General features: G+C 30.3%; 28 protein-coding genes. 25 read left to right on the top strand and 3 right to left on the bottom strand.

Going from position 1 to position 25,626, the window contains the following annotated elements; translation table 11 throughout:
- The first annotated feature begins 6 nt into the window (after nucleotides 1-6).
- The 8 genes from Ccar_RS17055 to Ccar_RS17020 all read left to right on the top strand — a co-directional run bounded on the left by Ccar_RS17055 (nucleotide 7) and on the right by Ccar_RS17020 (nucleotide 10,452).
- Nucleotides 7-525: an adenine phosphoribosyltransferase gene (locus Ccar_RS17055; RefSeq protein ID WP_007062460.1), complete on the top strand. Its 519-nt coding sequence runs from the start codon at nucleotides 7-9 to the stop codon at nucleotides 523-525.
- 98 nt (nucleotides 526-623) lie between these two features.
- Complete coding sequence (locus Ccar_RS17050) at nucleotides 624-2,798, top strand: RelA/SpoT family protein (RefSeq protein WP_007064880.1); 2,175 nt, start codon at nucleotides 624-626, stop codon at nucleotides 2,796-2,798.
- Nucleotides 2,799-2,825: 27 nt separating this feature from the next.
- Nucleotides 2,826-3,275 carry a D-aminoacyl-tRNA deacylase gene (gene dtd, locus Ccar_RS17045; protein WP_007062462.1) on the top strand — a complete coding sequence of 150 codons (450 nt, stop codon included), beginning with the start codon at nucleotides 2,826-2,828 and terminating at the stop codon, nucleotides 3,273-3,275.
- Between the two features lie 22 nt (nucleotides 3,276-3,297).
- The gene (locus Ccar_RS17040) at nucleotides 3,298-3,903 is read left to right on the top strand and encodes an MBL fold metallo-hydrolase (protein ID WP_007062463.1); all 606 of its coding nucleotides are present in this window, start codon (nucleotides 3,298-3,300) and stop codon (nucleotides 3,901-3,903) included.
- A gap of 57 nt (nucleotides 3,904-3,960) precedes the next feature.
- Nucleotides 3,961-5,391, top strand: coding sequence for a coproporphyrinogen III oxidase (locus Ccar_RS17035; RefSeq protein WP_007062464.1), 1,431 nt, complete (start codon nucleotides 3,961-3,963; stop codon nucleotides 5,389-5,391).
- A gap of 24 nt (nucleotides 5,392-5,415) precedes the next feature.
- Nucleotides 5,416-6,663 (top strand): histidine--tRNA ligase, encoded by a 1,248-nt coding sequence (gene hisS / locus Ccar_RS17030; RefSeq protein ID WP_007062465.1) that lies wholly within the window; start codon nucleotides 5,416-5,418, stop codon nucleotides 6,661-6,663.
- 46 nt (nucleotides 6,664-6,709) lie between these two features.
- The gene (gene aspS, locus Ccar_RS17025) at nucleotides 6,710-8,485 is read left to right on the top strand and encodes an aspartate--tRNA ligase (RefSeq protein ID WP_007062466.1); all 1,776 of its coding nucleotides are present in this window, start codon (nucleotides 6,710-6,712) and stop codon (nucleotides 8,483-8,485) included.
- A 590-nt stretch (nucleotides 8,486-9,075) separates the two neighbouring features.
- The gene (locus Ccar_RS17020) at nucleotides 9,076-10,452 is read left to right on the top strand and encodes an APC family permease (protein ID WP_007063447.1); all 1,377 of its coding nucleotides are present in this window, start codon (nucleotides 9,076-9,078) and stop codon (nucleotides 10,450-10,452) included.
- A gap of 128 nt (nucleotides 10,453-10,580) precedes the next feature.
- Here Ccar_RS17020 and Ccar_RS17015 read toward each other — a convergent pair whose 3' ends face one another.
- Nucleotides 10,581-11,252 (bottom strand): DUF6483 family protein, encoded by a 672-nt coding sequence (locus tag Ccar_RS17015; protein ID WP_007063448.1) that lies wholly within the window; start codon nucleotides 11,250-11,252, stop codon nucleotides 10,581-10,583.
- A 32-nt stretch (nucleotides 11,253-11,284) separates the two neighbouring features.
- Nucleotides 11,285-12,370: a putative NPN-dependent ornithine cyclodeaminase gene (locus Ccar_RS27240; protein ID WP_048030308.1), complete on the bottom strand. Its 1,086-nt coding sequence runs from the start codon at nucleotides 12,368-12,370 to the stop codon at nucleotides 11,285-11,287.
- A gap of 255 nt (nucleotides 12,371-12,625) precedes the next feature.
- Between Ccar_RS27240 and Ccar_RS27640 the strand changes: the two genes are divergently transcribed.
- From Ccar_RS27640 to Ccar_RS16980, 11 genes are all read left to right on the top strand, one after another.
- Nucleotides 12,626-12,754: a CPC_1213 family protein gene (locus tag Ccar_RS27640; RefSeq protein WP_007063451.1), complete on the top strand. Its 129-nt coding sequence runs from the start codon at nucleotides 12,626-12,628 to the stop codon at nucleotides 12,752-12,754.
- A gap of 29 nt (nucleotides 12,755-12,783) precedes the next feature.
- A complete protein-coding gene (locus Ccar_RS27635) occupies nucleotides 12,784-12,918 on the top strand; it encodes a hypothetical protein (RefSeq protein ID WP_007063452.1) in 135 nt (44 codons plus the stop codon).
- A 14-nt stretch (nucleotides 12,919-12,932) separates the two neighbouring features.
- Nucleotides 12,933-13,127, top strand: coding sequence for a hypothetical protein (locus tag Ccar_RS17005; RefSeq protein WP_007063453.1), 195 nt, complete (start codon nucleotides 12,933-12,935; stop codon nucleotides 13,125-13,127).
- A 116-nt stretch (nucleotides 13,128-13,243) separates the two neighbouring features.
- Entirely contained in the window at nucleotides 13,244-13,462 is a 219-nt protein-coding gene (locus Ccar_RS17000) for a hypothetical protein (protein ID WP_007063454.1), read from the top strand.
- Nucleotides 13,463-13,583: 121 nt separating this feature from the next.
- Nucleotides 13,584-13,784 (top strand): small, acid-soluble spore protein, H family, encoded by a 201-nt coding sequence (locus Ccar_RS16995; RefSeq protein WP_007063455.1) that lies wholly within the window; start codon nucleotides 13,584-13,586, stop codon nucleotides 13,782-13,784.
- Nucleotides 13,785-13,797: 13 nt separating this feature from the next.
- Nucleotides 13,798-13,956: a hypothetical protein gene (locus tag Ccar_RS27090; protein WP_007063456.1), complete on the top strand. Its 159-nt coding sequence runs from the start codon at nucleotides 13,798-13,800 to the stop codon at nucleotides 13,954-13,956.
- Nucleotides 13,957-13,971: 15 nt separating this feature from the next.
- Nucleotides 13,972-14,115 carry a hypothetical protein gene (locus Ccar_RS27085; protein ID WP_007063457.1) on the top strand — a complete coding sequence of 48 codons (144 nt, stop codon included), beginning with the start codon at nucleotides 13,972-13,974 and terminating at the stop codon, nucleotides 14,113-14,115.
- A 43-nt stretch (nucleotides 14,116-14,158) separates the two neighbouring features.
- Nucleotides 14,159-14,293, top strand: a complete 135-nt coding sequence (locus Ccar_RS27630) for a hypothetical protein (protein ID WP_007063458.1) — start codon at nucleotides 14,159-14,161, stop codon at nucleotides 14,291-14,293.
- Nucleotides 14,294-14,503: 210 nt separating this feature from the next.
- On the top strand, nucleotides 14,504-15,163 hold the full coding sequence (locus Ccar_RS16990) for a PilZ domain-containing protein (RefSeq protein ID WP_242852174.1): 660 nt from the start codon (nucleotides 14,504-14,506) through the stop codon (nucleotides 15,161-15,163).
- Between the two features lie 15 nt (nucleotides 15,164-15,178).
- On the top strand, nucleotides 15,179-15,631 hold the full coding sequence (gene def / locus Ccar_RS16985) for a peptide deformylase (protein ID WP_007063460.1): 453 nt from the start codon (nucleotides 15,179-15,181) through the stop codon (nucleotides 15,629-15,631).
- A gap of 218 nt (nucleotides 15,632-15,849) precedes the next feature.
- Nucleotides 15,850-16,554: an AraC family transcriptional regulator gene (locus tag Ccar_RS16980; RefSeq protein ID WP_007063461.1), complete on the top strand. Its 705-nt coding sequence runs from the start codon at nucleotides 15,850-15,852 to the stop codon at nucleotides 16,552-16,554.
- Nucleotides 16,555-16,678: 124 nt separating this feature from the next.
- Here the strand turns inward: Ccar_RS16980 and Ccar_RS16975 are convergent, their stop codons facing one another.
- Complete coding sequence (locus Ccar_RS16975) at nucleotides 16,679-18,556, bottom strand: sigma 54-interacting transcriptional regulator (protein WP_048030306.1); 1,878 nt, start codon at nucleotides 18,554-18,556, stop codon at nucleotides 16,679-16,681.
- Between the two features lie 355 nt (nucleotides 18,557-18,911).
- On the opposite strand from Ccar_RS16975, the gene Ccar_RS16970 reads away from it, so the two are divergent.
- The 6 genes from Ccar_RS16970 to Ccar_RS16945 all read left to right on the top strand — a co-directional run bounded on the left by Ccar_RS16970 (nucleotide 18,912) and on the right by Ccar_RS16945 (nucleotide 25,609).
- Nucleotides 18,912-20,324 carry a DASS family sodium-coupled anion symporter gene (locus Ccar_RS16970; RefSeq protein ID WP_007063464.1) on the top strand — a complete coding sequence of 471 codons (1,413 nt, stop codon included), beginning with the start codon at nucleotides 18,912-18,914 and terminating at the stop codon, nucleotides 20,322-20,324.
- 35 nt (nucleotides 20,325-20,359) lie between these two features.
- Nucleotides 20,360-21,499 carry an amidohydrolase family protein gene (locus Ccar_RS16965; protein ID WP_007063465.1) on the top strand — a complete coding sequence of 380 codons (1,140 nt, stop codon included), beginning with the start codon at nucleotides 20,360-20,362 and terminating at the stop codon, nucleotides 21,497-21,499.
- 43 nt (nucleotides 21,500-21,542) lie between these two features.
- Nucleotides 21,543-22,526: a hydroxyacid dehydrogenase gene (locus Ccar_RS16960; RefSeq protein WP_007063466.1), complete on the top strand. Its 984-nt coding sequence runs from the start codon at nucleotides 21,543-21,545 to the stop codon at nucleotides 22,524-22,526.
- Nucleotides 22,527-22,580: 54 nt separating this feature from the next.
- On the top strand, nucleotides 22,581-23,279 hold the full coding sequence (locus Ccar_RS16955; protein WP_007063467.1) for an RraA family protein: 699 nt from the start codon (nucleotides 22,581-22,583) through the stop codon (nucleotides 23,277-23,279).
- Nucleotides 23,280-23,403: 124 nt separating this feature from the next.
- Nucleotides 23,404-24,483, top strand: coding sequence for a methyl-accepting chemotaxis protein (locus Ccar_RS27625; protein WP_007063468.1), 1,080 nt, complete (start codon nucleotides 23,404-23,406; stop codon nucleotides 24,481-24,483).
- Between the two features lie 157 nt (nucleotides 24,484-24,640).
- Nucleotides 24,641-25,609, top strand: coding sequence for an aromatic acid exporter family protein (locus Ccar_RS16945; protein WP_179945226.1), 969 nt, complete (start codon nucleotides 24,641-24,643; stop codon nucleotides 25,607-25,609).
- Nucleotides 25,610-25,626 lie beyond the last annotated feature (17 nt).

Genomic DNA, 25,626 nt, shown 5'->3' with positions numbered 1-25,626 from the left:
ATATAGGTGGACTTAAAGGAAAAAGTAAGAGTAATAGATGGTTTCCCAAAAGAAGGAATAAGTTTTAAAGATGTAACTACTTTATTGCAGGATAAAGATGCATTTAAATACACTGTGGATAAAATTGTAGAGTATTTAAAGGACAAGAAAATTGATATTGTGGTTGGTCCTGAAGCCAGAGGTTTTCTATTTGGAGCACCAGTAGCATACGCCTTAGGAGCAGGATTTGTACCTGTAAGAAAAAAAGGAAAGCTTCCATATGAAACTATTAGTGTAAATTATGATTTAGAATATGGCAGCGACGAATTAGAAATACATAAAGATAGTATAAAGAAAAATCAAAGAATTGCCATAGTAGATGACTTATTAGCTACAGGAGGAACTATTGGTTCTGTTGCTAAGTTGGTAGAACAACTGGGTGGAGAAGTTGTAACTGTAGATTTTGTTATGGAATTAACTGATTTAAATGGAAGAGAAAAGTTAAAAAAATACGATATAATGTCTTTAATTAAATACAATGTTTAAATAAATTGCAACTTTCTACAGTATATAATATAATAGTAATAAAAAATAATGGCTGGTTTTTAACCAGCCATTGATTTTAGAGGAGTAGGAGTAGTAGCATGCTAAAAAAATTAATAGAAAAAATAGATAAGAATTGCATTAACGTAGATAAAAAGATGGTAGAAAAAGCGTATAATTTAGCTGATGAGGCACATAAACAACAAAAAAGAGAATCCGGAGAACCGTATATAATGCACCCTGTAGAAGTAGCATGCATATTAGCTGAAATGGGAATGGACACTAGTACTATAACAGCAGGACTACTCCATGATGTAATAGAAGATACGGAATATACTTATGAAGACATTTGTAGTGAATTTAGTGTGGAAGTTGCAAATTTAGTTGACGGTGTAACTAAACTTGGAAAAATACAATATAAAACAAAAGAGGAACAGCAAGCAGATAATGTTAGAAAGATGCTTCTTGCTATGGCAAAGGATATAAGGGTTATACTTATAAAATTAGCAGATAGAATGCATAATATGAGAACTTTAAAGTATATGCCTGTAGAGAAGCAAAAGGAAAAAGCTAAGGAAACCTTTGATATATATGCTCCACTTGCTCATAGATTAGGTATGTCAAAAATAAAATGGGAACTGGAAGACTTAGCATTTAGATATATAAATCCAAATGAATATTATTTTATAGTTAGAAAAATTTCAGAAAAGAGAGAAGAAAGAGAAGAATATATAGGTGAGGTAATACAGCAGCTTGAAAACAATTTAGATAGGGCTGGAATATCATCAGAGATAGATGGAAGGCCAAAACATTTCTATAGTATATATAGAAAAATGGTTAATAAAAATAAGACCATAGATCAAATTTTTGATTTAACTGCAGTTAGAATACTTGTAGAAACTGTAAAGGATTGTTATGCTGCTTTAGGAATAGTACATACTATATATAAGCCTATACCAGGTAGATTTAAGGATTATATTGCTATGCCTAAACCCAATATGTATCAATCCCTTCATTCTACAGTTATAGGACCTCAGGGAAAACCATTTGAAATACAAATTAGAACCTTTGCAATGCACAAAACTGCTGAATATGGTATAGCTGCTCATTGGAAGTATAAAGAAGGAGTAGAAACAGCAGATGATATAGATAAAAAACTTACATGGCTTAGAGAAATATTGGAATGGCAGAGAGAAACCTCAGATGCAGAGGAATTTATGGAAGGCTTTAAAATAGACTTATTTTCTGATGAGGTATTTGTATTTACTCCAAAAGGTACTGTAATAAATTTACCTTATGAAGCTACCCCCATAGATTTTGCATATAAAATTCATACAGACATAGGAAACAGATGTACAGGTGCAAAGGTGAGTGGAAAAATGGTTCCTCTTGATTATCATTTAAAAACGGGAGAAATTGTTGAAATAATAGCATCAACTACACCTAAAGGCCCAAGTATAGATTGGCTCAGCATTGTTAAAAGTAATCAAGCTAAAAGTAAAATAAGAGCTTGGTTCAAAAAGGCAAAGAGAGAAGAGAATATAGTAAAGGGTAAAGAGTTACTTGAAAAGGAAACTAAGAAACAAGGGTATAACTTTGGAGAATTTGCTAAAGGTGAAATATTAGAAACTACACTTAAAAGATATAATATGAATTCCATAGATGATTTGTATGCAGCAGTAGGAGTTGGAGCTGTTACTCAATCTAATGTGGTTTTAAAATTAAAAGAACTCTACTTAAAAAGTGCTAAACATGAAGTGGATGATTGGAAAGCTGTAGAGGAACAATTAAATAAAAATAATAAGCAAAATAGACCAAAGAAGGATCAGCCAGGTATAATAGTAAAAGGCGAAAGTAACTTACTTGTAAGATTTGCAAAATGCTGTAATCCAGTTCCTGGTGATGAGATAGTAGGGTATATAACTAAGGGAAGAGGCGTTTCAATTCACAGAAAAGACTGTAAAAATGTAGACTTTTTATTAAAAAATGAAGATAATAAGTTGATAGAAGTAAGCTGGGGAAGGCCTAAGGGAGCTGAGTATATAGCTGAAATTGAAATTAGTGCAGAAGATAGAGAAGGAATATTAGCAGAGGCTATGGAAATTATAAGTAACAGTAATACTTATTTATATGCTGTAAATGCAAAACCGCCTAAAAATGGAATTGCCACTATAAATATAAAATTAAAAATATCCAGCGTAGATGATTTAAAGCTTGTTATGAAAAAGATAAAGAGAATAAGAAACATTATTGATGTTTATAGAACTAAAAATTAATTTTATAAGACTTAAGGAGTGATTTTAATGCGTGCTGTAGTACAGAGGGTTAAGTATTCCAAGGTAGAAATAAATGGAGAAGTAGTTGGAGAAATTAATAAAGGTTTAAATGTTTTACTTGGAATATCAAGGGAAGATACAAAGGAACATATAACTTATCTAAAAGACAAAATTTTAAATTTGAGAATATTTGAAGATGAAAATGGAAAATTGAATAAGTCTCTTATAGATGTGGGAGGAGAATTATTAATAGTATCACAATTTACTTTATATGGGGATTGCAGAAAAGGCAGAAGACCAAGCTTTATAGAAGCATTAGGTGGAGATGAGGCAGAAAAAATGTATGAAGAATTTGTGAGGCAGTGTAGAGAAACTATACCTAAGGTGGATACAGGAAGATTTGGTGCGGATATGTTAGTAACCATAGAAAATGATGGGCCGGTTACATTAATGATAGATAGTAATAAAACTTTTTAATTTAAAGTAGGAGGTTATATCAATGTCAATAAAAATAAAAAGGATTCCTGCAGGAATATATGCCGCTAACTGTTATATAGTAATAGATCAAGAAACTAAAGATTGCATTGTAATGGATCCAGGTGGAGATGAAGAAGATTTAATAAAAATAATAAAAGAAGAAAATGTTCAGGTCAAATACATATTACTTACTCATGGACATTTAGATCACACAGGGGCTGCAGTTAGTTTGAAGAAAGAATTTAAGGCACCTATATGTATCAGCAATGAAGACTATAAAATGATAAGTAAGGGTGCATCAATGTATGGTGATATTGATAATAATGTAGATCAATTCATAAAGGAAGGGGATATTTTCAAAGTAGGAAGTATGGAGATAAAATGTATTCATACACCAGGACATACACCAGGATCCCTTTGCTTTCTGATGGGAGACTCAATATTTACGGGAGATACATTATTTGCAGGTTCTATAGGAAGAACGGACTTAGAGGCGGGAGATTTTAATGCAATAGTAAAAAATATTAAAGAAAAACTTATGATATTGGATGATGAAATTCAAGTGTTGCCAGGACATGGACCAGAAAGCACCATAGGAAGAGAAAAAGTGCACAATCCATTTTTATAGAGGTCACTTAATGGAGAATTTTTAATTCTCCATTTTTAAAGAGGAGAATATGTAATAATGAAAATTAGAGTAAAGTTGAATAATATGGATTACAGATATGATGTATATCATATGATCAGTATGTTTTATAAATTTTCAGAGATAGATTTTGTAGAAGATGAGTGGGATATTTCCATAGAAGTTCAACAGAATAGTATTAATATTTTACAGGAAGATGAACTAGAAACATTTGAATTTTCAAATGAAGAAACTGTAAAATCAGAAATTAAAAAGGCAATTTTTAAATATTTACATAAAAAAACTGGGAAAGAACTGCCTTGGGGAACTTTAATAGGTATAAGACCAAGTAAAATAGCTTTAGAATTGATAAACCAAGGAAAAGATGATGAATATATAATTAATTATTTTAGTGAACATTCTCTTGTAAAGAGGAACAAAGCAGAACTTTGTATCAATATAGCAAGATCGGAAAAAAGTTTGGTTAACAAGGATAAAAATACGATTAGTGTATATGTCGGCATGCCATTTTGTCCAACAAGGTGTCTTTATTGTTCATTTACTTCCAATCCTATCAAGGGATGCAAGAATGTAGTAGAACCATATTTGCAAAGCTTATGTTATGAAATAGAAAAGACAGCTGAATACATAAGAACAAAAGGACTTAAAATTCAATGTGTATATTTTGGAGGAGGAACTCCTACTTCAATTAACGATGAACAATTTGAAAAAATTATGGAACATATATATAATAGTTTTGTACGTGAAAATAATATAGAGGAATTTACAGTAGAATGTGGCAGACCGGATAGTATAACTTCAAGTAAATTAAATACTATGAAAAAGTACAATGTGCACAGAATAAGTATAAATCCTCAAACTATGAATGATGATACTTTAAAGCTTATAGGTAGGAAACATACGGTTCAAGATGTAATAGATAAGTTTAAAATGGCAAGAGAGTTTGGTTTTAATCACATAAATATGGATATTATAGTAGGGCTTCCTGGTGAAGAGTTAAAGCATGTGAAGAAAACCTGTAAGGAGATATTAAAACTTTCACCTGATAGTATAACTGTACATGGTATGTCTGTAAAAAGAGCTTCTAAGCTCCATGAAAATATAGTTAATAATAAAGAATTTTCTCTGCCAGGGCAGGGAGAGTTAAATTTAATGTATGAGGAAACAGTAAATTTAGCTAAAGACCTTAATATTAAACCATATTATATGTATAGGCAGAAAAACATGGTTGGTAATATGGAGAATGTAGGATATGCCAAGCCTTCTAAAGAAGGATTATATAACATTCAAATTATTGAAGAGGTTCAAACTATTATTGCTTGTGGAGCAGATGCAGCTACTAAGGTTGTATTTTTGGATGAAAATAGAATAGAAAGACATGCAAATGTTAAGGATGTAAGAGAATACATAAATAGAACAGAGGAAATGGTAAATAAGAAAATTAAACTTTTAAATACACGATATAAATAAGTTGAAATAAAGGGAGGTATTAGAATGAATATACAAGCACCAAAGGGTACTAAGGATATGTTACCAAAGGATGCTTATAAATGGCATTACGTTGAAAATAAATTTAGAGAGCTTTCAGAGCAGTATGGAATAAAAGAAATAAGAACTCCTATGTTTGAACATACAGAGCTATTTACAAGAGGAGTAGGTGAAACTACTGATGTTGTTCAAAAAGAAATGTATACATTTGAAGATAAAGGTGGAAGAAGTATTACTTTAAAGCCTGAAGGAACAGCACCATCAGTAAGAGCATTTATTGAAAGCAGCCTTTATAATGAAGCACAGCCAACAAAGCTTTATTATTTTATTCCTGCTTTTAGATATGAGAATGTTCAAAAGGGTAGATTAAGACAATTCCATCAGTATGGAGTAGAGATATTTGGTTCACAGGAAGCTTCAATAGATGCTGAAGGTATAAGTATAGCAATGAGAGCATTAGACGAGTTAGGACTTAAAAATTTAAGCTTAAATATAAATAGTTTAGGATGTCCAGATTGCAGAAAGAAATTTAATGATGCATTAAAAAGTTTTCTAAAAGAAAATTATGATGATCTATGTCCTACTTGTAAATCAAGATTTGAAAGAAATCCAATGAGAATACTTGATTGTAAAGAGGAAAAGTGTAAAAAGATAGCTAAAAATGCACCAACTATATTAGATTACATATGTGATGATTGTAAAAATCACTTTGAAGAATTGAAAAAGTATCTAGATGCTATTGGAATTAAGTATACTATTGATCCTTATATAGTAAGGGGATTGGATTATTATACAAAAACTGTTTTTGAAATAATATATAAGGATTTAACAGTTTGTGGTGGTGGAAGATATGATAAGCTCATTGAAGAGTTAGGTGGACCAGATATGCCTGCCTTTGGATTTGCTGCGGGCTTAGAAAGACTTATTATGACCTTGGAATCAGAAGGAATAGAAATACCTAGATCTGACTATGTGGATTTATATGTAGGTGCCATGGGCGATGATGCCAAAATAGAAGCTTTTAAAATAGTAAATGCTTTAAGAGCAAAAGGATTAAAATGTGATTCTGATCATATGAACAGAAGTGTAAAAGCTTCCATGAAGTATGCAAATAAAACAGGTGCTAGATTTACAGTTGTGCTAGGTGAAAATGAATTACAAGCTGGTACAGCAAAATTGAAGAGAATGGAAGATGGTCAGCAGTTTGAAGTCGATTTAAAAGATTTAGATAGTATTGTTAAGGTAGTAAAATAACTTAATTTTTAAATAACCAAATACAAGAAATACTGGAGGAGAAAAAATGGGAGAAGCATTAAGAGGACTTAAAAGAACCATTATGTGTGGTGAACTAAGAGAAACTCATGTAGGTAACAAATATACTGTTATGGGATGGGTTCAAAGAAGAAGAAATTTAGGCGGACTTGAATTTGTTGATTTAAGAGATAGATCAGGAATACTTCAAGTGGTTTTTGGAGAAGAAATAAATAAGGAAGCTTTTGAAAAAGCAAATACTGTTAGATCAGAGTATTGTATAGCTGTAACAGGAACTTTAGTTAAAAGAGAAGCTGCTAACAAAGATCTTCCTACAGGTATGGTGGAATTAAAGGGAGAAAGCATTAAGATTTTATCAGAATCAGAAACACCACCTATATATATAAAAGAAAACTTAGATGCAGCTGAAAATATAAGATTAAAATACAGATATCTTGATCTTAGAAGACCTGATATGCAAAAAATATTTATGATAAGACATAAAGCAGGTAAAGTAGTTAGAGACTTCTTAGATCAAAATGGATTTCTTGAAATGGAAACACCAATACTAGGAAAAAGTACACCAGAAGGAGCTAGAGATTATCTTGTTCCAAGTAGAAATTTTCCAGGAAAGTTTTATGCACTACCTCAATCACCACAACTTTTTAAACAACTTTTAATGGTTTCAGGTTATGATAGATACTTCCAAATAGCAAAATGCTTCAGAGATGAAGATTTAAGAGCAAACAGACAGCCAGAATTCACTCAAATAGATATGGAATTATCTTTTGTAGAAGAAGATGATGTTATGGAGCTAAATGAAAGATTAGTTCAAAAGGTATTTAAAGAAATTGCAGGAGTTGACGTTAAGCTTCCAATAGAAAGAATGCCTTATAAAGTAGCTATGGAAAAATACGGAAGTGACAAGCCAGATTTAAGATTTGGTATGGAAATAAATGATATAAGTGAAACTGTAAAAGATATAGACTTTAAAGTATTCCAGGATGCACTAGCAAATGGTGGATCAGTAAGAGCTATAAAAGCCCCAAATTGTGCTTCAATGGGAAGAAAACAAATTGATAAGTTGGTTGACTTTGTAAAAACTTATGGAGCTAAGGGATTAGTTTGGGTAGCATATAAAGAAGATGGAATAAAATCTTCTATAGCTAAGTTTATGAATGAAGAACAGACTAAGGCTGTACTTGATAAAATACAAGCTAAAGTTGGTGATTTAGTACTTGTAGTAGCAGATAAAAATAGCGTTGTATTCCAGAGCTTAGGAGCTTTAAGACTTCATATGGCAAAGGAAACAGGAATACTAGAAAATAACAATGAGTATAGATTTGTTTGGGTAACTGAGTTCCCATTATTCTCATACAATGAAGAAGAACAAAGATTCCAGGCAGAACACCATCCATTTACAGCACCTATGGATGAGGACATTCAGTACTTGGAAAGTGATCCAGGAAGAGTTAGAGCTAAGGCTTATGACATTGTACTAAATGGAGAAGAATTAGGTGGAGGAAGTATAAGAATACATGATATAAAATTACAGGAAAAGATGCTTAAGGTTTTAGGATTTACAGAAGAACGTGCTTGGAATAGTTTTGGATTCTTGCTTGAAGCATTTAAATTTGGTGCACCACCACACGGAGGACTTGCATATGGCTTTGACAGAATGATTATGTTCCTTGCAGGTACAGAAAATATAAAAGATGTAATTGCATTCCCTAAAAATCAAAATGCATTTTGTCCTTTAACAGAAGCTCCAAATGTAGTAGAGGAAACTCAAATAAAGGAACTTGGCATAAATATAAATAATTAAAAAATAATCAAAGTTTGAAGAATCATGGCAATATTTTCAAGATATTGCAGCATAAATTTTATAAAAATGGATAATTATTTTAAGATAATAGTATCTCAAAGTAATTTTCATAAATTATTTTTAATAAAATTCATTGTAAAATAGGAAATTAAAATATATATGGCTATAAAATTAGGGTATTAGACCTATATTTTATAGCTTTTTTTTAATATTAAAAATGAAATTCATGCTTTATTAAATTTCACAAATATGAGATTTTAGATAGATTGTTTTCTTATTTTGACTTAACTAAGAGGTTGAATGACAAGGTATGAAAAATATAACTTTATTGGTTAAAAAACTCTGAATTTTCAGTTAATTTTATAGTTGCAAAAAAGAGTAAGTTATAATATTATATAATATAGGACAACTTACATATAAGTGAACTTAATAACATTTTTGGATATTATTCGCTATATATGTTAAAAATTTAATTTAAATATCTATTGGAGGGGTTTATTATGTTTTAGTAATATTAATAATATTAAAAAAATAAAAAAAATGCTTTAGTAAAAAAAATTTTATTGAAAGCGTTTTCGGGAGGCAAAAACATGAGTGAAACGACTTTACAAGAGCAGAGACAGATTCAAGACGGTAATTTAGGATATAAACAGGAATTAAAAAGGGTATTGACATTTAAAGACATTCTTATATTTGGAATAGTATTTCTCAATCCAATAGCACCTTTTGCACTTTATGGAGTAATAAACCATAAAACTGGTGGCCACATGGCACTGGCGTATTTAATAGGAATGATTGCTATGATATTTACTGCGTATAGCTATGGTAAAATGGCTGGGGCTTTTCCCGTGGCGGGATCAAGTTATACGTATGTTGAAAGAGTTATAAATCCGAGGATAGGATCTATAACTGGATGGATGATGTTTTTAGATTATGTATTGTTACCACTTCAGATAAATATAGTTGCTGCTATTTATGCTAATGCATTAATACCTAGCATTCCTAATTGGATTTGGGTTATTGTATTTTCAGTGTTTATAGCTGTAGTTAATTATTTAGGGATTCAAGCAACTGCTAAAGTTGATACAATTGTTGCAATCTTCAGTTTTGCATGTCTTATAACTTTTGTGGCTTTTGCTGTGCATGCTGTAAATGGTGGGGCTGGAACAGGCACTCTATTTTATAGCAAGGCCATATACAATTCTAGTACTGCTACCTTTAGCTGCATAGTTTCAGGTGTAGGTACAGCTGCATTATCATTTTTAGGATTTGATGCTGTAACTACTTTAGCTGAGGAATCAGTAAACCCTTCTAAGGATATAGGAAGAGCGGCTATAATGACTTGTCTAATAGGCGGAGCTTTATTTATACTACAAGCTTATATAGGAGCTTTAGTATGGCCTGATTATACTACTTATCCTAATGTGGATTCAGCGTTTATTTTTATTATAGGAAAGGTTGGAGGACAGTTACTTGTTGTATTTTGCTCAGTGGCATTTATAGTAGCATTAATAGCTGGTGGAGTAGCCGCACAAGCAGGAGCAGCAAGATTACTTTATGGTATGGGAAGGGATAATGTTATACCTAAAAAAATATTTGCTCATCTTGATCCTAAACATAAAACACCAATTTATAATATTATAATAATGAGTATTATAAGTATAGTAGGAGCTTGGATTTTAAGCTTGGAAACAGCTTCTGATTTAGTATGTTTCGGAGCATTTATAGGATTCATGCTTGTAAACTTATCTGTATTGATTCATTTCTATATTAAAAAAAGGGAGAGAACAGGTATAAAATTTATATCTAATCTAGTATTTCCTATGTTAGGATTTGCAATCTGCTTTTATATATGGATAAATATGTCTAAAGTTTCCAAGATAGTAGGTTTTACCTGGATGGCTATTGGGATAATTTATGTCATGGTTAAAAGCGGTTCATCCAAAAATGAATTACAAGATGGTTAATGTAAAAAAAGTTTAAAAATTAGCTTATTTATAAAATTCATGCTGTAGTAAACATGGTTCTATAAATAAGCTGTTTAATATATTATATAGTAATCTTATTTAGTTCTATAATTAAACATTATTTGAACTTAAGAATCAGTAGATAATTTATTTTTTAAAAACTTTATAGATTCATTTATTTCTTCACGAGGAAGATTATTTTCATTTAAATCCTTATCATCCTTAAGAAGAAGAGCTTCATAAAAATTGATACCTTTCTCTATTAAGTTCTTATCAAAATTATTGTTTTCCAAAATATCATAAAACACATCTTCAGCTTTATCATAGCTGCTTATTTTAAGGTAATAATCCATAATTTTGTTTTGTATGGAAATAGGTATTTTATATGGAGATACTTTTTCTATAATAGGTTCTATGTCAGAAAAATAATTTTGCAAATCGCAATCATCATTTTTATTTACATAAGCTTCTAAAAATAGATTCAAGGATTTTAAATTCATATAAAAGGCTTCATCAAGGTTGTTTTCATCCTCAAAAATGAGAGCTTCTTCTTCTAAAAGCTTTGCCATCATGATACATTTATCTGCATTTATAGTGCCATCTGTTTTTATCATATCCAACAAGTTTTCATCAGAAAATGAATTGAAAAATTTTGAGCTAAGCCTGAATATTTCTTTAAAAGTATCATCAATTACAGTTAAGGCTTCCTGATTTTTACCTTCTTTTCTTAATTTTAATATTTTATCCATAAATTCTTTGAATTTTGCTACTAATTCTGATGTTAAATTTCTTTTTAGCATTTTTATACCTCCATTAATTAAATGGCATTACGTTATAATAGATTATTAGCAATGTTTACAACAAAATCTTGAACATTTGTAACTATTGAAGTAACTTCCAAACTTCCTCTATCTCTTAGTTTATTTACTCCAAATTCTGATATATCTACAGTATATATATATACAGGTCGTACGGTATCACCTTCTACTTTATACATAGGAGTCATGTTTCCAGTAGCAATGGTGTGAAGTTGAGTAGCCATACATATTACGGTAGTAGCTTTTTTACAATGCTCTCTCATGGCATCTTGTGCTTTATATACATCTGAAAAAACAGGAGGAAGAGGGCCGTCATCTCTTATGGAACCTGCTAGCACAAAAGGAACTTTATTTTTTATGCAAGAATGAATCACTCCATCATTTATACCTTGTTCATCAACAAATTTTTCCAAAGAACCAGCACGTCTTGCACCATTAATAATGTCTATATGATTATAGTGTCCATTATGAGTTGAAGATTGTGTATATATGTCTTGACCAAGGGCTGTTTTCAAAATAGAACCTTCTAAATCATGAGTTGCAAGAGCATTTCCAGCAAAAAGTGCATGAATAAAACCAGCATCTATAAGTGATGCCATGGCATTTTTTGAATCATGATCAAAAACTACGGCAGGTCCTAAAACCCATAATATATATCCATGTTCTCTTTCATGCCTAAGTAATTCATATAGGCTATCATAATCTTTTGAATATGAACTTTCTCTTGTTCTTCCAGATCTGAAAGAAAAAGTTTGATCGCTATCTATATTGGCTTTAAAACCATTTACATGAATATAAATACCGTCTTCTGAACATTCAGTTCTTCCTAATATAACATTATCACCAATATGTAAATTTCTAAATTCCTTAACTTCTAATGTTTCATCATCATTTAAAACAACTACACAATCCATACGACTTTCTGAAGCTAAAATCCATTTTTCATTAATTTTAAAATATTCAGGATAAATAGAAGTTGCATGATAATTAAAAGGGGCAACGCCTTCAAGAGTTACTTTTTCAGAAGTTACATTAGGTGCTGAAACAAAAGGCTCCTTTTCAAAGTCAGGTGCTTGATATTTAGGTAGTTTAAAACTCATAAAAATACCTCCTCTTATATTGTAATTATGCTAAAATAATTAAATTGAAATCTAGTTGAATGTGTGTAGTGAATATAATTGTTGATGTCATATAATAGTAAAAAATTTCAATAAATATATTATATCAAAAATATAAATTTAATGCTAATAATGTAAATAGAAATTGTCAAGAGCAAAAAGAATTTTTAAGGGTTTTTTTATTTAGCATAAAAAGTATTTACAAGGAAAAACTAAGGACAGAAAGGAGAGATTGTAATGGAAAATAAAATGAAAAATACTAATAATAATAAAAAAGAAGATGGCAAGTTTAAGAAAAAAAATATAAAGCATGATCCTCAAGCTGAAGGTGCAAGAGCCAAGTTTGGATTGCATAAAGAAGATTAGAAAATAAAAAATGTAGGGAGGGAATACATATGGAAAATAGAAATAAACAACCTAAAAAATGGTCTAAAGATCCTAATAGTGCTAAATACCATTCAAGAAGTGCTGAATTTAAAGCAAATGAAAAACCTGGTAAGAATAGCAAGGATAAATTTAATGAATCTTAGGAGGCATGTGAGCTATGAAATTAGATACTAAGGATATTATAAAGAAAAGACTTTTAGATGCCCAGGAAAGTGTAAGGGATTATCAAATGTTTTCTCATAGGTTAGATGATCCTGAGGTAGTATCCACTTTTAAAGAATTTGCAGAAGAATCAGCTATGCAGGCTAGAAAGCTTCAACAGCTTTTATCAAAGTATGAAGATATAAAGTAGTATAGTATTTTTGAAGCCTTCCTCATAAACTCTTATTGTGAAACAATTGATATTTTCTTACTTATATCATATTATATATATAAGGGTTACTATAATTTTGAGGTAGGTACGAAATTATGAAATTTACTATTGTTTGTTATGTAAATGACTATGCCATATGTAAGGATGAAAGCGGAGAAATTTTCAACTTGGAAAAAGAAAAAGTTGATGGCTTTAAAGAGGGCGACGTAATTAACATGAGCGAAGATGGAGAAATAGTTAAGGACGAAGAAACAGTTGAAGATGAAGAAAAATACTATATATGTGATGATGTAGTTATATTCTATAATGATTAATCCATATGATTAGGTAAAAGCAGCTGATATATATCGGCTGCTTATTTTTTTTGTATAAATTTTTATAAGATACTCAAACTATATATAAACATATACAATTCTATAAAAAATGGAGGTAAGTATGAAAATTGAGAAAGTAAAAGAAATAATGGATTCACCAGCAAATATAGAAGTATTATATAGAAGTCATCCTGTATGGATAGATGCAATAGATACAGGAGCACAAATGGTTAAAATAAAAATATTAGAATCCAAGGAAAAAAAGTATGTTCCTGTAGAAGATTTAATAGATACAGGAAAGGTAATAAATATAAAAAGGTAGGGGTGGCTTAATAATGGTAAGATCTAAAAATAAAGGAACACACGAAAAAGCTATGGAACAGGCGAAAGATTTATTAGATAAAGGTGTAGGAATGGGAGAAATAAAAAGCAGAACAGAACTTAATGAACATGATGTTATAAAGGCAAAGGAAAAAATGCAAGGTAATAGATAGAAGGGAGACAAAAGTATGAGAGGTGAATTGCAGCACGCTAAGGAAAGAGCAAAACAAATGATGATAAAGGGTATGGATTGGGATGAAATAAGGCTTGAAACCAGACTAAGACAAAAGGATTTAAAGAGAATACAGAAGGATATAACAAAAAGATTTTAAATGATCTTCATTGTATAAAAATAAAAGGATAAGGTGAATTTTAATGAGTATAAAAGGTAAATTAACAAATAAACAAAAATCAGCTCAAGGTATACATGTAGAGGACAATGGTAAAAATTCATATAAGGAAAATGAAAGAAAAAAGCAAAATAAAAATGATAACGTAAATCCGGATTAGGAGAGTATACTTAAGAAAAGGCGGTACAATAAACCGCCTATATTTTATTTATTGATAATTTAATGAATTTCTATTATTATATAAAATAGGAAATAAAATTGGAGTTTTTATAAATTAAGTTACAAAAAATGTTACAATATCAAAAATATAGGAATTTTTAGACTTTTGTACTATGTTAGTGATTTAGTGTTGACAAAGTAGGGGGATAGGATGGAGAAGTTAGTATTAAAAAACTTGAGTTTGTTTGAACAAATGCAGTTTATTATTAAAAAAGAATTTTATGATGGAACAGTTTTAAAGAAATATGATGAATGCTTAGCCATAAGAGTATGTACCTTGCAGGATAACTATGTTCCCTTTGAAGTAAATGAACAGGTAAACTACATTTTAGCTAGTGAAAATGAGGCTTTGCGATGTACTTCGAAAGTTATTGGCAGTAAACTTGATAGCAATTATAATATAATACTGTTAGAAACACCAACACTGATAAATAAAATAGAGAGAAGACAGAATCCAAGACTTAAAGTAATTAAAGATATAGAATATTATTTTCTGCCAAGTAAAGCTGAAATTAATAATCTTAATGAAATTTCAGCAAGTTATTACGCAAAATTAAAAAAATCATTTACCATAGATTTAAGTGCAGGAGGAGTTTGCTTAGTTACTTATGAAAATAATTTTGATTCAAAGGAAGCTATTATAAACTTGCATTTAGATGAACCAATAAGTGCTTTATGTACTGTTATTAGAGTTGAAGAAAATGATAATGGTTCTAATTATAAAGCAGCTTTAAAATTTAAATTAATTGATGAAAGTAAGTTGAAGATAATTAATGATTATGTTAATAGAAATCTTAAATTAAAAAAATAGAGGTGTAGTTTAAAAATGGCATTAAGACAAATCAGACTTTTTGGAGATGAAATACTAAGAAAAAAGAGCAGAGAAGTTGAAGTAGTAGATGATAAAATAAGGCAGATATTAAATGATATGGCAGAGACTATGTATAATACAGAAAATGGTGGAGGATTAGCAGGTCCACAAGTTGGTATATTAAAGAGGTTAGTTGTAATGGACATGGGCGGAGGACTTATAAAATTAGTTAATCCAAAGATAATTGAACAAGAAGGAACTCAGGAAGTTATAGAAGGTTGCCTAAGTAGTCCAAATACTTGGGGAAAGTTAAAAAGGCCGGCAAAGGTAAAGGTACAAGCATTGAATGAAAATGGTGAAGAAATTATTCTAACAGGAACAGGAAGTTTGGCAAAATGTTTCTGTCATGAAATAGACCATTTAGAGGGTATACTTTTTACTGATTTGGTAACTGAGTATATAGAGTAGAATAAATATAATTAAACAAATTTAGAAAAATAAAATTGTCTTGTTAAGTAGGGTGATAGTAGTATTTTTGGCTATAGTTGCTTAACAGGACTTTTTTTAATTTAATTTTGGACAAACTAAAGCACAAAAAGACAGATATAAAATTCTATCTTCTGATATACTCTAGGATGGTAATAAATTATAAAATAATTAAGATTATTATAGAGAGGAAATATTAGATGGGAGAATATTATAAAATTGTAGTTCCAGATCAAAGGGTAATTGATATAGCATTAAAATATGGTTATGAAAGTCCAGAAGCATTTACTAAAGCTTTTAAAAGATTACATGGAATATCACCATCAGCTTTAAAAAAGGTTAACGGAAAAATTAAGGCTTTTCCAAAGATATCCTTTCAAGTATCAATAAAAGGAGAATGTGAAATTACTTATAGAATAGTTGAAAAGGAAAGCTTTAAAGCATTTGGTGCAGGATTTATAACAACTAAGGTTGGTGATACAGCCTATAGGGAGATACCAGAATTCATCAATAAGATTTTTCAAGATGGAACGCATGATAAAATTAATCAAGTACTAGGTAAACCCAAAGGTAGTTTGTTAGATGGCTTTCATTATGACTTTAAAGAAGATGGTACAAGAAAATATATAATGGGATATGAAATTACTGAAGAAGAGATACCAGATGAATTTACCATACTTGAAGTGCCTAAATTTACATGGGCAGTATTCGAAGGGTATGGAAATGTACCAGATAATTTAATTATACAAGGTGTATGGAGGCGTATATATTCTGAATGGTTTCCATCCTCTGGATTTGAACAAGTTGAAGGTCCATGTATTGAAAAAAACTTTTGGAATGCTAAAAAACATGATGAATACAAATGTGAAGTGTGGATTCCAGTAAAAAGAAAAACAACTAGTTAATAACTTATATGCACTGTTTAAAATGATTTAAAAGCATATTAAATTGGTAAAGACAGTTATGCTGAATATGAGGTATAAAACTTTGAAATATAGAAAGTTTTATACCTCATAATTATGTTTTGTGCTACATTTTTTTTAGTCTGCGCCACAGGGTTGTATAACTCATCCCAAGTTCTTTTGCTACTTTAGTTTTATTACCATTATACTTTTTCAGAGCATCTTTTATTAACTGATTTTCAATTTTTATAATTTCTGGTGTAGTATCATTTTTTTCTTCGGAAAGCGGCTGAAGAAAAATTTCTTCTGAATTTGTTGGTTTTAAATTTAAAACTTGGGAAACTAGATATTCATCAATAATATTGTTATCACACATTGCAATGAGTCTTTCAATAATGTTGTTAAGATGCCTTATATTTCCCTGATAGGGTACCCCTTGAAGAAGTCTATAGGCTTCAGATGTAATTTTAATATCAGGAGCATTTTTTAAAATAAAGTGTTTCGCAAGAAGAGGAATATCTTCTTTTCTTTCTTCTAAAGTTGGAAGCTCTAATTCTAAAACGCATAGTCTATAATATAAGTCTTCTCGAAATTTATTTTCTTCAATTCTTTGTAACAAATTTTTATTGGTAGCGCTAATTATTCTTACATCAATAGGTATAACCTTATCGTCACCAATTCTGATAATTTCCTTTTCTTGAATAACTCTTAGAAGTTTTATTTGTATATCCTCTGACATTTCTCCAAGTTCGTCTAAAAATACAGTACCGTTATGTGCTAATTCAAATATACCTGCTTTTCCTTCTGGTCTTGCACCAGTAAATGCACCCTTAACATATCCAAAAAGCTCACTTTCCAATATACTTTTTGGTAGAGCAGCACAGTTTATTGCAACAAAAGGTTCATTACGTCTTTCGCTGTAGTTGTGAATACTTTGTGCAAAAATTTCCTTACCTGTTCCTGATTTTCCTGTTATCAATATAGTGCTGTCTGATTTTGCGAATTTTTTAGCTTTTTTTATTGAAGTAGCTAATATCTGGCTTTTTCCAATTATATCATCAAATGTTTTCTTAGCAATATGTCCCTTTGCATTTAACTTTTTACGTATTTCTTTTTCAGCTGTTTGAATGTAATCAGATTTTTGAATAGTTACAACAGCTCCAAAAATATTGTCATCAATTTTTATGGGACGACTGCTTAAAACTAGCGAAGTATTTCCTATTTCTAATAATTCATTATAAGCAGCATGCCCATATTTAACAGTATCCTTAAGTTTTGAAAGATTAAGTATTTGTTCTATTAAAAGATTATTATTTTTATCAGTTAACAGTTTCTTAGCTCTGTTGTTTATGTAAGTTATTTCAGAATTTTGGTCTATACCTATAATACCTTCTGCTGTAGAGTTTAAAATTTGTTTAATTGTCTCGTAATTTTTTTTTCTTTCCAATTCAAAGTTAAGGGAAAATATTGCATCGTCTAAGGCTATTTCAAGCGATACTTCATCAACCTGTATCATTATATTTTTAACGCCATATTTTTTTGCAGCTTTTGCTACTGTAATGCCTCCTATAAATACATCAATACCTTGCTCGGAAAGTTTTTTTACCATTTCATCAATGTTTGCTACAGAATCTGGCTTTACAAGCAAAAAATCTTCCCCTGAAATATTTTTAAACTTTGATGCTACTGCATGTGCTAAACCAAATCCAAAATAAGCTATTTTATCTGAATACTGTTTTGCCTTTTCTAATGAAAAATATACATCTTCATAGGTATAACGTACATCTATTAAAACAGCATTTAGATTTTTTCTTAAAATGGCTAAGTTGTTTCCACGTGTAATAATAACCTTGGTTCCTTGTGCAATGTATTTAATTCCTATTTCCAGTGTTTTATCTCCTGTGGCTTCAAAAATAGGATAATTTAGATTTTTCTTTTTTAATAGATTGCGATATTTTTTGGTGAAATCTGTAGAGGAAGATAAAATTATAATATCATTATTCATTTAAATGTCACCTCAATTATTTTATTATTTCAATATGAAATAGTGTGAAAAGCAAATTATTTCATTTTATTTCATATTGAAAAGGAATATAAAAATTATTCTAATGCAAATCTTTAATAAAGTAAAGTTACAGTTGTATAAATGTAAAATTTTGTAGTTTTAAGTTAAACGAATACATAAATTAAGCGAGTTTTATCTACAAAATAACTGTAAAAAAATTTTTTTTATACATTTTAAGCTTTTATAAACAGTTTGGCATCAAATTTGCTAATAATATTAAATGTAAATTTCATTAATGAAAATTCCAGGTGCCAAAGGAAAAATCTAAAAAACAAGTATGTTAGGGGGAAAAAAATTGGATAAGAAAACTCTATTAAAATTGTTACCAGTTGTTTTAATACCGTTATTATTTTGGTTTATACCGACACCAAAAGGATTGAAGGCAGAAACATGGCATATTGTAGCTTTGTATATAGCATTACTTTTAGGTTTAGTAGTTAAGCCATTTTCAGAACCAGTTATTACTTTAATTATTATAGGTGTTTTGTCAATGTTTATAGATGTTAAGATAGTCTACTCTGGTTATGGATCAGATATGGCATGGTTTATTGTAACTGTAACTATTGTATGTGCTGCATTTGTTAAGACAGGTCTTGGCAAAAGAATGGCATATAATTTACTTATAAGATTTGGAAAAACCTCATTAGGGTTAGGATATATGATGGCAGCAGTAGATTTAATATTAAGTCCTGCCACAGGTTCAAATATGTCACGTACATCAATTGATTATCCAGTGTTTAGAAATATTGCAGAAAGTGTAGGATCTACACCTGAAAAAGATCCTCGTAAGCTAGGTGCATATTTGACAATGCTTATGTATGTAGTATCCATGTCAACAGCAGTGTTGTTTTTGACAGGTATGGCAACAAATGCAATTACTGTATCTCTTGCACATAAAATGCTGGGGGTCAATATAGATTGGATGACATGGTTTAAGGCATCAGTTGTCCCTGCTGGAATCGTTTTAGCACTTGGTCCTATTGTAGTATATAAATTTTATAAACCAGATTTAAAAGAACTTGGAGATATTAAACCAATAATGAAAAAAGGTCTTGAAGAAATGGGACCTATGAAAAAAGAAGAAAAAATATTGTCTGTTTTATTTGTATTAGCTATTTTAGGATGGATGTTTGGAGCAAAGATCACAGTAGTAAATTTGAGCATGCAGATTGTAGCGTTTGTATTTTTAGCACTTACTCTTTTGTTTGGAATTTTAAACTGGAGCGATGTTATATCTCAAAAGGGTGCATGGAGTACCTTTGTTTGGTATGGTGCATTTTATGGTGTTGCTGGTGCATTAGCATCAAAAGGATTTTATACTTGGCTTGCAAAAGTACTAGAAGGATACTTAAAATTGTCACAGTTAAACGGAATGGTAGTTATAGTTGTTATACTTTTAATTAGCTTGGCTGTTAGGTATTTCTTTGTGTCAAACAGTGCCTTTGTTGCATCATTCTATCCTGTATTGTTTGCTTTAGTATTAACTACAAAGGCACCAATCATGGTAGTTGCATTATTGCTTGCATTCTTTGCAGGTTATGGATCATTATTGACTCACTATGGAAATGGTGCAGGAATTTATACTTTTGCAACAGGATATTGTACTCAAAAGGATTTCTGGAGAGTAGGAACAATAATGGTTGCAGTAGCATTAATTGTATTCTTGTGTATAGGTTTACCTTATTGGAAGGTACTTGGAATTTGGTAAATATAATTTAATTTTAAATATAAAGGAGAAAAGAAATGTTAGATTTATTAATTATAAATGGACATGTGATTGATCCTAAAAATAATGTAGATGAAGTGAAGACAGTAGCAATATATGGAGGCAGAATAACCAAATATGAAAAGGGAGAAGAAGCAAAACATGTAATCGATGCAAAAGGAAAATATGTATTTCCTGGGCTTATTGATTCTCATGCTCATATGTTTCAAGATGGTACAGAAATAGGAATGTATCCAGATACTGCATATATTCCAACAGGAGTGACAAGTGCCATTGATTTTTCTGCTGGTGTTGCTAATTATCCAATCTTCAGACAGGCGGTTATTGCCCGCAGCAAAGTTAGAATAAAGAGCTTTTTACAAGTGTGTTCTGCTGGTCTTGTTACTACCAGCTATCATGAATGTATTAATCCAAAATATTTTAATGCTGAAAAAATGGATAGAATGTACAAAGAGAATAGAGACAACATTTTAGGATTGAAAATTAGACAAAGCGAAGAATTAGCAGAAGGACTTGGAATTCAGCCATTAATTGCTACAGTTGACATTGCAAATAAAATTGGATGTCCGGTAGAAGTACATTGTACAAATATTCCTGTTCCAACTTCTGAAGTATTAGAAATACTTAGACCAGGTGATATATTTCAACATGTTTATCAAGGAGTAAAAAACACAATTATAGATGAAAATGGAAAACTATATGATTGCGTACTAGAAGCTAGAAAAAGAGGAATTATATTTGATACTGCTGAAGGCAGAAAGCATGGTGACTTTGAAGTAATGACAAAGGCTATGGAGCAAGGATTTGTAGCTGATATGTGCAGTACAGATTTAGTTTTAGGTAGTATGTATAGAAGACCTATATTTTCACTTCCAAACCTAATGTCCAGATACTTGTGTATGGGTATCAGCTTAAATGAAGTCATTAGAATGACAACAGAAAGACCAGCAAAGCTTATGGGTATGGAAAATGAAATTGGCTCACTATCAGAAGGAGCATATGCAGATGTTGCTATTTTTGACATTATGGATAAAGAGCAATTATATAAGGATTGGAAAGGTTCCAAATTCTTAGCTAATAAATTGCTTAAACCAGAAATGACTATTAAAGATGGTTATATTATGTATTGTGCACCAGATTATATTTATGAAAACTAAAATAATGAAAGACTAAATTTTAGAATTACAGGAGGATATTAAAATGGGATATAAAATATTATTACCACAAGAAATTATGCAAGAAGGTAGAGACTACCTAGAAAGCAGAGGTCATGAGCTTATTACAGGAAGTGGTATGGAAACTGAAGATATCATTAGAGATATTAAAGGTATAGATGCTATGGTAGTTCGTCTTTCTAAAATTACTAGAGAAGTATTTGAAGCAGCTGATAAATTGAAAGTTATTGTAAGACATGGAGCTGGATTTGATACTGTTGATCTACAAGCAGCAAAAGACCATAATGTACAAGTTCTTTATTGTCCAACAGCAAATAGTATGTCTGTTGCAGAAGTTACAATGATGTACATGCTTTATTGCTCAAGAAATTATACAGTAGTAAGAAGAGATTTTATTAATGATTATTATAAGGCTAAATTAAGAACACCTAAATGTGAGCTAGCTGGAAAGACTGTTGGTATTATCGGATGTGGTAATATCGGTTCAATTGTAGCTAATAAATGTATGCATGGTTTTAATATGAAGGTTCTTGCTTATGATCCGTATAAGAAGAGAGCTGATTTCCCAGAAGGTGTAGAAGTAGTAAGAGATATTGAAAGAATTTACAAGGAAAGTGATTTTGTTTCTATTCATTGTCCAACTACTAAAATAACTAGAGAGTTTGTTGGAAAGAAGCAGTTTGAAATGATGAAGCCAACAGCGTTCTTTATTAACGCTGCTAGAGGTGCCATTGTGAATGAAGTTGAGCTTTATGAAGCATGTAAAAATAAAGTGATTGCTGGTGCAGGATTGGACGTTCTTCAGAAGGAACCAGTTGATCCTAAAAACCCAATTTTATATTTAGAAAATGTTGTTGTATCACCACACATTGGTGCAGCTACTAAAGAAGCAACTAATAGAGCGTCACTACATTCTGCTATTGGTATTCATGAAGTATACGAAGGTAAACAACCAACATGGCCTGTTAAAGCAATAGATTGGGATACAGCAGAAACTTTTGAAGACTAATTTAAAAATTTATTATATATAAAATAATTTTATAAGAAAAAGGAGAAGATTAATATGCCAGTAGGAAATAGAATATTTTTAAAGAGAGAACTTCCAGATAAGGAGTTAGTAAAAGCATTTAGTGAATTGCCAGCAGCAAATGTTGCAGATGCTATGGGACGTTTATGTGCACTTCATTCAGATATAAAGCTAATGTCAAGTCCAACAAAAAAAATGTGTGGAGTAGCTTTAACAGTAAAGTCTCGTCCTGGTGATAACCTTACTTTACATAAAGCACTTAATATAGCTGAAGAAGGCGATGTAATAGTAGTTTCAAATGAAGGTGATAGAAGCCAATCAATAATGGGTGAAATCATGTATAAATATCTTTCTGAATACAAAAAGATTAAAGGTATTGTAATTGATGGACCTATACGTGATATTGATGTAATATCACAATGTGAAATGCCAATTTATGCAACAGGAACAACTCCAGGTGGTCCTTATAAAGAAGGTCCTGGTGAATTAAATGTGCCAATTGCTTGTGGACGTATAGCTGTTAACCCAGGAGATATAATTCTTGGAGACCATGATGGAGTAATCGTAATTCCTAAGAATGATGCAGCATTAATATTAGATAAAGCACAGACTATTGCAGCAGGAGATGCAGCAAAGGTTGCAGCTTCAGCATCAGGAACAGTTAATAGACAATGGGTAGATGATCTACTTGAGAAAAAAGGCTTTGAAATCATAGATGATGTATATAGACCTTAATAGAATTTTTTAGGATAAGTTCACTTTATTCGCTGCTTTCCAATTTATGTAGAGTAGTGGATGAGTGAACTTATTTTTTTATATATGTAAAGAAATAAATATTATGGAGGTAAGGGGATTATAAATGGGTAAAATTTTATTTGCATTAGTAAACAAAGAAACAGCAAGCATTGCATCTCAATCAATTAAAGAAATGAATTTAAATATACCAATTAAATTAATTAATAGTTCAAAAGAAGCAGAAAGTTTTGTGAAGGAAAATCCAAATGTGGATGTGTTTATTAGTAGAGGTGAAACAGCACGACAAATAGAACGTTTTTCCGGTAAACCTGTAGTTTCTATAACTTGTTCTGTTAATGATATCTTAGATGCACTCCAAAAAGTAGTAATCATTGGAATTGAAAAAGTTGCTGTAATTGGTTCTCCTTCTTTAATAGGTGAAGGAATTTATGATTATACTTTTGGTAATACATTAATACATATGCATTCTTATGAAGCAAAAGACTTAGAATTAGTAATATCACAACTTAAAAAGCAAGGATTTACTTCATTTGTTTCAGCTTCTTTTGATTTAAAACTAGCTGATAAATATGAAGTTAAGGTTCAAAAGTTGGATATAAATACCTCATCTATAAAAAGAGCTATAGATGAAGCACTAAAAATCGTACAAGCTCAAGATAATGAATATTTAAGAGAGAAAGAATGGAAAGATGCAGTTCAGCTGCAAGCTTCAAAATTATATGAGTCTATTGAGCAGTCAGCTTCAACAATTGAAGAATTAGCTTCTTCTTCAGAAGAGCTTGCAGCTACAAGTCAGGAAACAGCTAATGTTGTAACTAAAGTTTTTGAAGAGGTTAATAATACATCAGAAATACTAAATATAATTCAACAAGTTGCAAAGAAAACTAATATACTTGGGTTAAATGCAGCCATTGAAGCATCAAGAGCTGGTGAATTTGGTAGAGGATTTTCAGTAGTTGCATCCGAGGTTCGTAAACTTGCTAAAGAAAGTAATACATCTGCTGAAAGAATAAACGATATGCTTAAACATTTTCAAAGTTCTGTTGAAGCTGTATCTAGTAATATTGAGCAAAGTAATATAATTACACAAGAACAGGCAAAAGCAAATCAAAATATTGCTTTAATGATAGATAAGCTTAGAGATGTGGGATATGGGTTATTGACTTTAGTGGATAAAAACTAAGAATTAAGAAAGGAAATTTAACCTTTGCTGATATTGTAAAAAATTTTATTATAATAGTATCTTAATTTATAGTTGATGAACCATAAGATAAATGTTAGGATTAAGTGTAAATGAAGTTATAATTAATAGAAGTTTTACAATTAACGAGGTTAATCAAATGAAGAAATTTGTTGGATTGAGAATATTAAAAACAGCAATTGGTTCATCGCTTGCTATTATCATTGCAGAATGTTTGGGACTAAAATATGCTGCAGCTGCTGGGATTATAACTATTTTAAGCATTCAAAATACTAAAAAAACATCTATAAAATTAGCACTTCAAAGAATTGAATCTACCGTTTTAGCATTGCTACTTTCAAGTATACTATTTTTAGTTTTTGGATTTAAGCCTTTAACCTTTGGAATATATTTAATTATTTTTATTCCACTTACTGTTCTTTTAAAAATCACAGATGGAATTGTTGTAAGTTCAGTTTTGGTTACACATCTATTAGCTGCAGAGTCAATATCTATGTTTTGGATAAAAAATGAATTTTTACTTATGACTGTTGGTGCAGGGATGGGTATATTTCTTAATATTTATATGCCTAAAATAGAAAATGAAATAAAAGAAACTCAGGAAAATATTGAAGAACATATGCGTAAAATTTTATTTAACATGGCAGAAAATTTGAGAAATCAAAGTATTCATATAGAAGACGGATTATTTGATGAATTAGAAATAATATTAAAAGAAGGTACAAGGAGTGCATACAGACATTTAAACAATTATATTATTAATGATGTAAAATATTATGTTCAATATATGGAAATGAGAACTCTGCAATATGAAACACTAAAATATATGAAAAGTAATTTTATTAAATTTTATATGACTTTTGAGCAGACTGAAACTGTTGCAGCATTTACAGAAAAAGTTGCATCTGATTTTGCAGAGTTTAATACTGCTGAAGAACTTTTAAATGAATTAAATGAAATTATAAATATGTTTAAGGTTCAAGAACTTCCTAAAACAAGAGAGGAATTTGAAAATAGAGCAATGCTTTTTCAATTTTTAAATGATATGGAATCACTTTTGAGGGTAAAGAAAAGTTTTATGAAAAACTATAAACATATTGTTGAATAATAGAAACTTATCTATTT

Source organism: Clostridium carboxidivorans P7 (genome assembly GCF_001038625.1).
In the GTDB taxonomy this organism is placed as follows: Bacteria; Bacillota; Clostridia; order Clostridiales; family Clostridiaceae; genus Clostridium_AM; species Clostridium_AM carboxidivorans.
The sequence above is the reverse complement of the archived record's forward strand: the minus strand, read 5'-3'. Positions and strand labels throughout refer to the sequence as shown.

Coding starts and splice junctions, on each gene's coding strand:
- aspS (WP_007062466.1), top strand. CDS start 6,710: ATGGGAGAAGCATTAAGAGGACTTAAAAGAACCATTATGTGTGGTGAA.
- Ccar_RS17020 (WP_007063447.1), top strand. CDS start 9,076: ATGAGTGAAACGACTTTACAAGAGCAGAGACAGATTCAAGACGGTAAT.
- Ccar_RS16965 (WP_007063465.1), top strand. CDS start 20,360: ATGTTAGATTTATTAATTATAAATGGACATGTGATTGATCCTAAAAAT.
- Ccar_RS27090 (WP_007063456.1), top strand. CDS start 13,798: ATGGTAAGATCTAAAAATAAAGGAACACACGAAAAAGCTATGGAACAG.
- Ccar_RS17015 (WP_007063448.1), bottom strand. CDS start 11,252: ATGCTAAAAAGAAATTTAACATCAGAATTAGTAGCAAAATTCAAAGAA.
- Ccar_RS16995 (WP_007063455.1), top strand. CDS start 13,584: ATGAAAATTGAGAAAGTAAAAGAAATAATGGATTCACCAGCAAATATA.
- Ccar_RS16990 (WP_242852174.1), top strand. CDS start 14,504: ATGGAGAAGTTAGTATTAAAAAACTTGAGTTTGTTTGAACAAATGCAG.
- Ccar_RS27635 (WP_007063452.1), top strand. CDS start 12,784: ATGGAAAATAGAAATAAACAACCTAAAAAATGGTCTAAAGATCCTAAT.
- Ccar_RS16955 (WP_007063467.1), top strand. CDS start 22,581: ATGCCAGTAGGAAATAGAATATTTTTAAAGAGAGAACTTCCAGATAAG.
- Ccar_RS17000 (WP_007063454.1), top strand. CDS start 13,244: ATGAAATTTACTATTGTTTGTTATGTAAATGACTATGCCATATGTAAG.
- Ccar_RS17035 (WP_007062464.1), top strand. CDS start 3,961: ATGAAAATTAGAGTAAAGTTGAATAATATGGATTACAGATATGATGTA.
- Ccar_RS27625 (WP_007063468.1), top strand. CDS start 23,404: ATGGGTAAAATTTTATTTGCATTAGTAAACAAAGAAACAGCAAGCATT.
- dtd (WP_007062462.1), top strand. CDS start 2,826: ATGCGTGCTGTAGTACAGAGGGTTAAGTATTCCAAGGTAGAAATAAAT.
- hisS (WP_007062465.1), top strand. CDS start 5,416: ATGAATATACAAGCACCAAAGGGTACTAAGGATATGTTACCAAAGGAT.
- Ccar_RS16980 (WP_007063461.1), top strand. CDS start 15,850: ATGGGAGAATATTATAAAATTGTAGTTCCAGATCAAAGGGTAATTGAT.
- Ccar_RS16945 (WP_179945226.1), top strand. CDS start 24,641: ATGAAGAAATTTGTTGGATTGAGAATATTAAAAACAGCAATTGGTTCA.
- Ccar_RS27640 (WP_007063451.1), top strand. CDS start 12,626: ATGGAAAATAAAATGAAAAATACTAATAATAATAAAAAAGAAGATGGC.
- Ccar_RS16960 (WP_007063466.1), top strand. CDS start 21,543: ATGGGATATAAAATATTATTACCACAAGAAATTATGCAAGAAGGTAGA.
- Ccar_RS27240 (WP_048030308.1), bottom strand. CDS start 12,370: ATGAGTTTTAAACTACCTAAATATCAAGCACCTGACTTTGAAAAGGAG.
- def (WP_007063460.1), top strand. CDS start 15,179: ATGGCATTAAGACAAATCAGACTTTTTGGAGATGAAATACTAAGAAAA.
- Ccar_RS17005 (WP_007063453.1), top strand. CDS start 12,933: ATGAAATTAGATACTAAGGATATTATAAAGAAAAGACTTTTAGATGCC.
- Ccar_RS27085 (WP_007063457.1), top strand. CDS start 13,972: ATGAGAGGTGAATTGCAGCACGCTAAGGAAAGAGCAAAACAAATGATG.
- Ccar_RS27630 (WP_007063458.1), top strand. CDS start 14,159: ATGAGTATAAAAGGTAAATTAACAAATAAACAAAAATCAGCTCAAGGT.
- Ccar_RS17040 (WP_007062463.1), top strand. CDS start 3,298: ATGTCAATAAAAATAAAAAGGATTCCTGCAGGAATATATGCCGCTAAC.
- Ccar_RS16975 (WP_048030306.1), bottom strand. CDS start 18,556: ATGAATAATGATATTATAATTTTATCTTCCTCTACAGATTTCACCAAA.
- Ccar_RS17050 (WP_007064880.1), top strand. CDS start 624: ATGCTAAAAAAATTAATAGAAAAAATAGATAAGAATTGCATTAACGTA.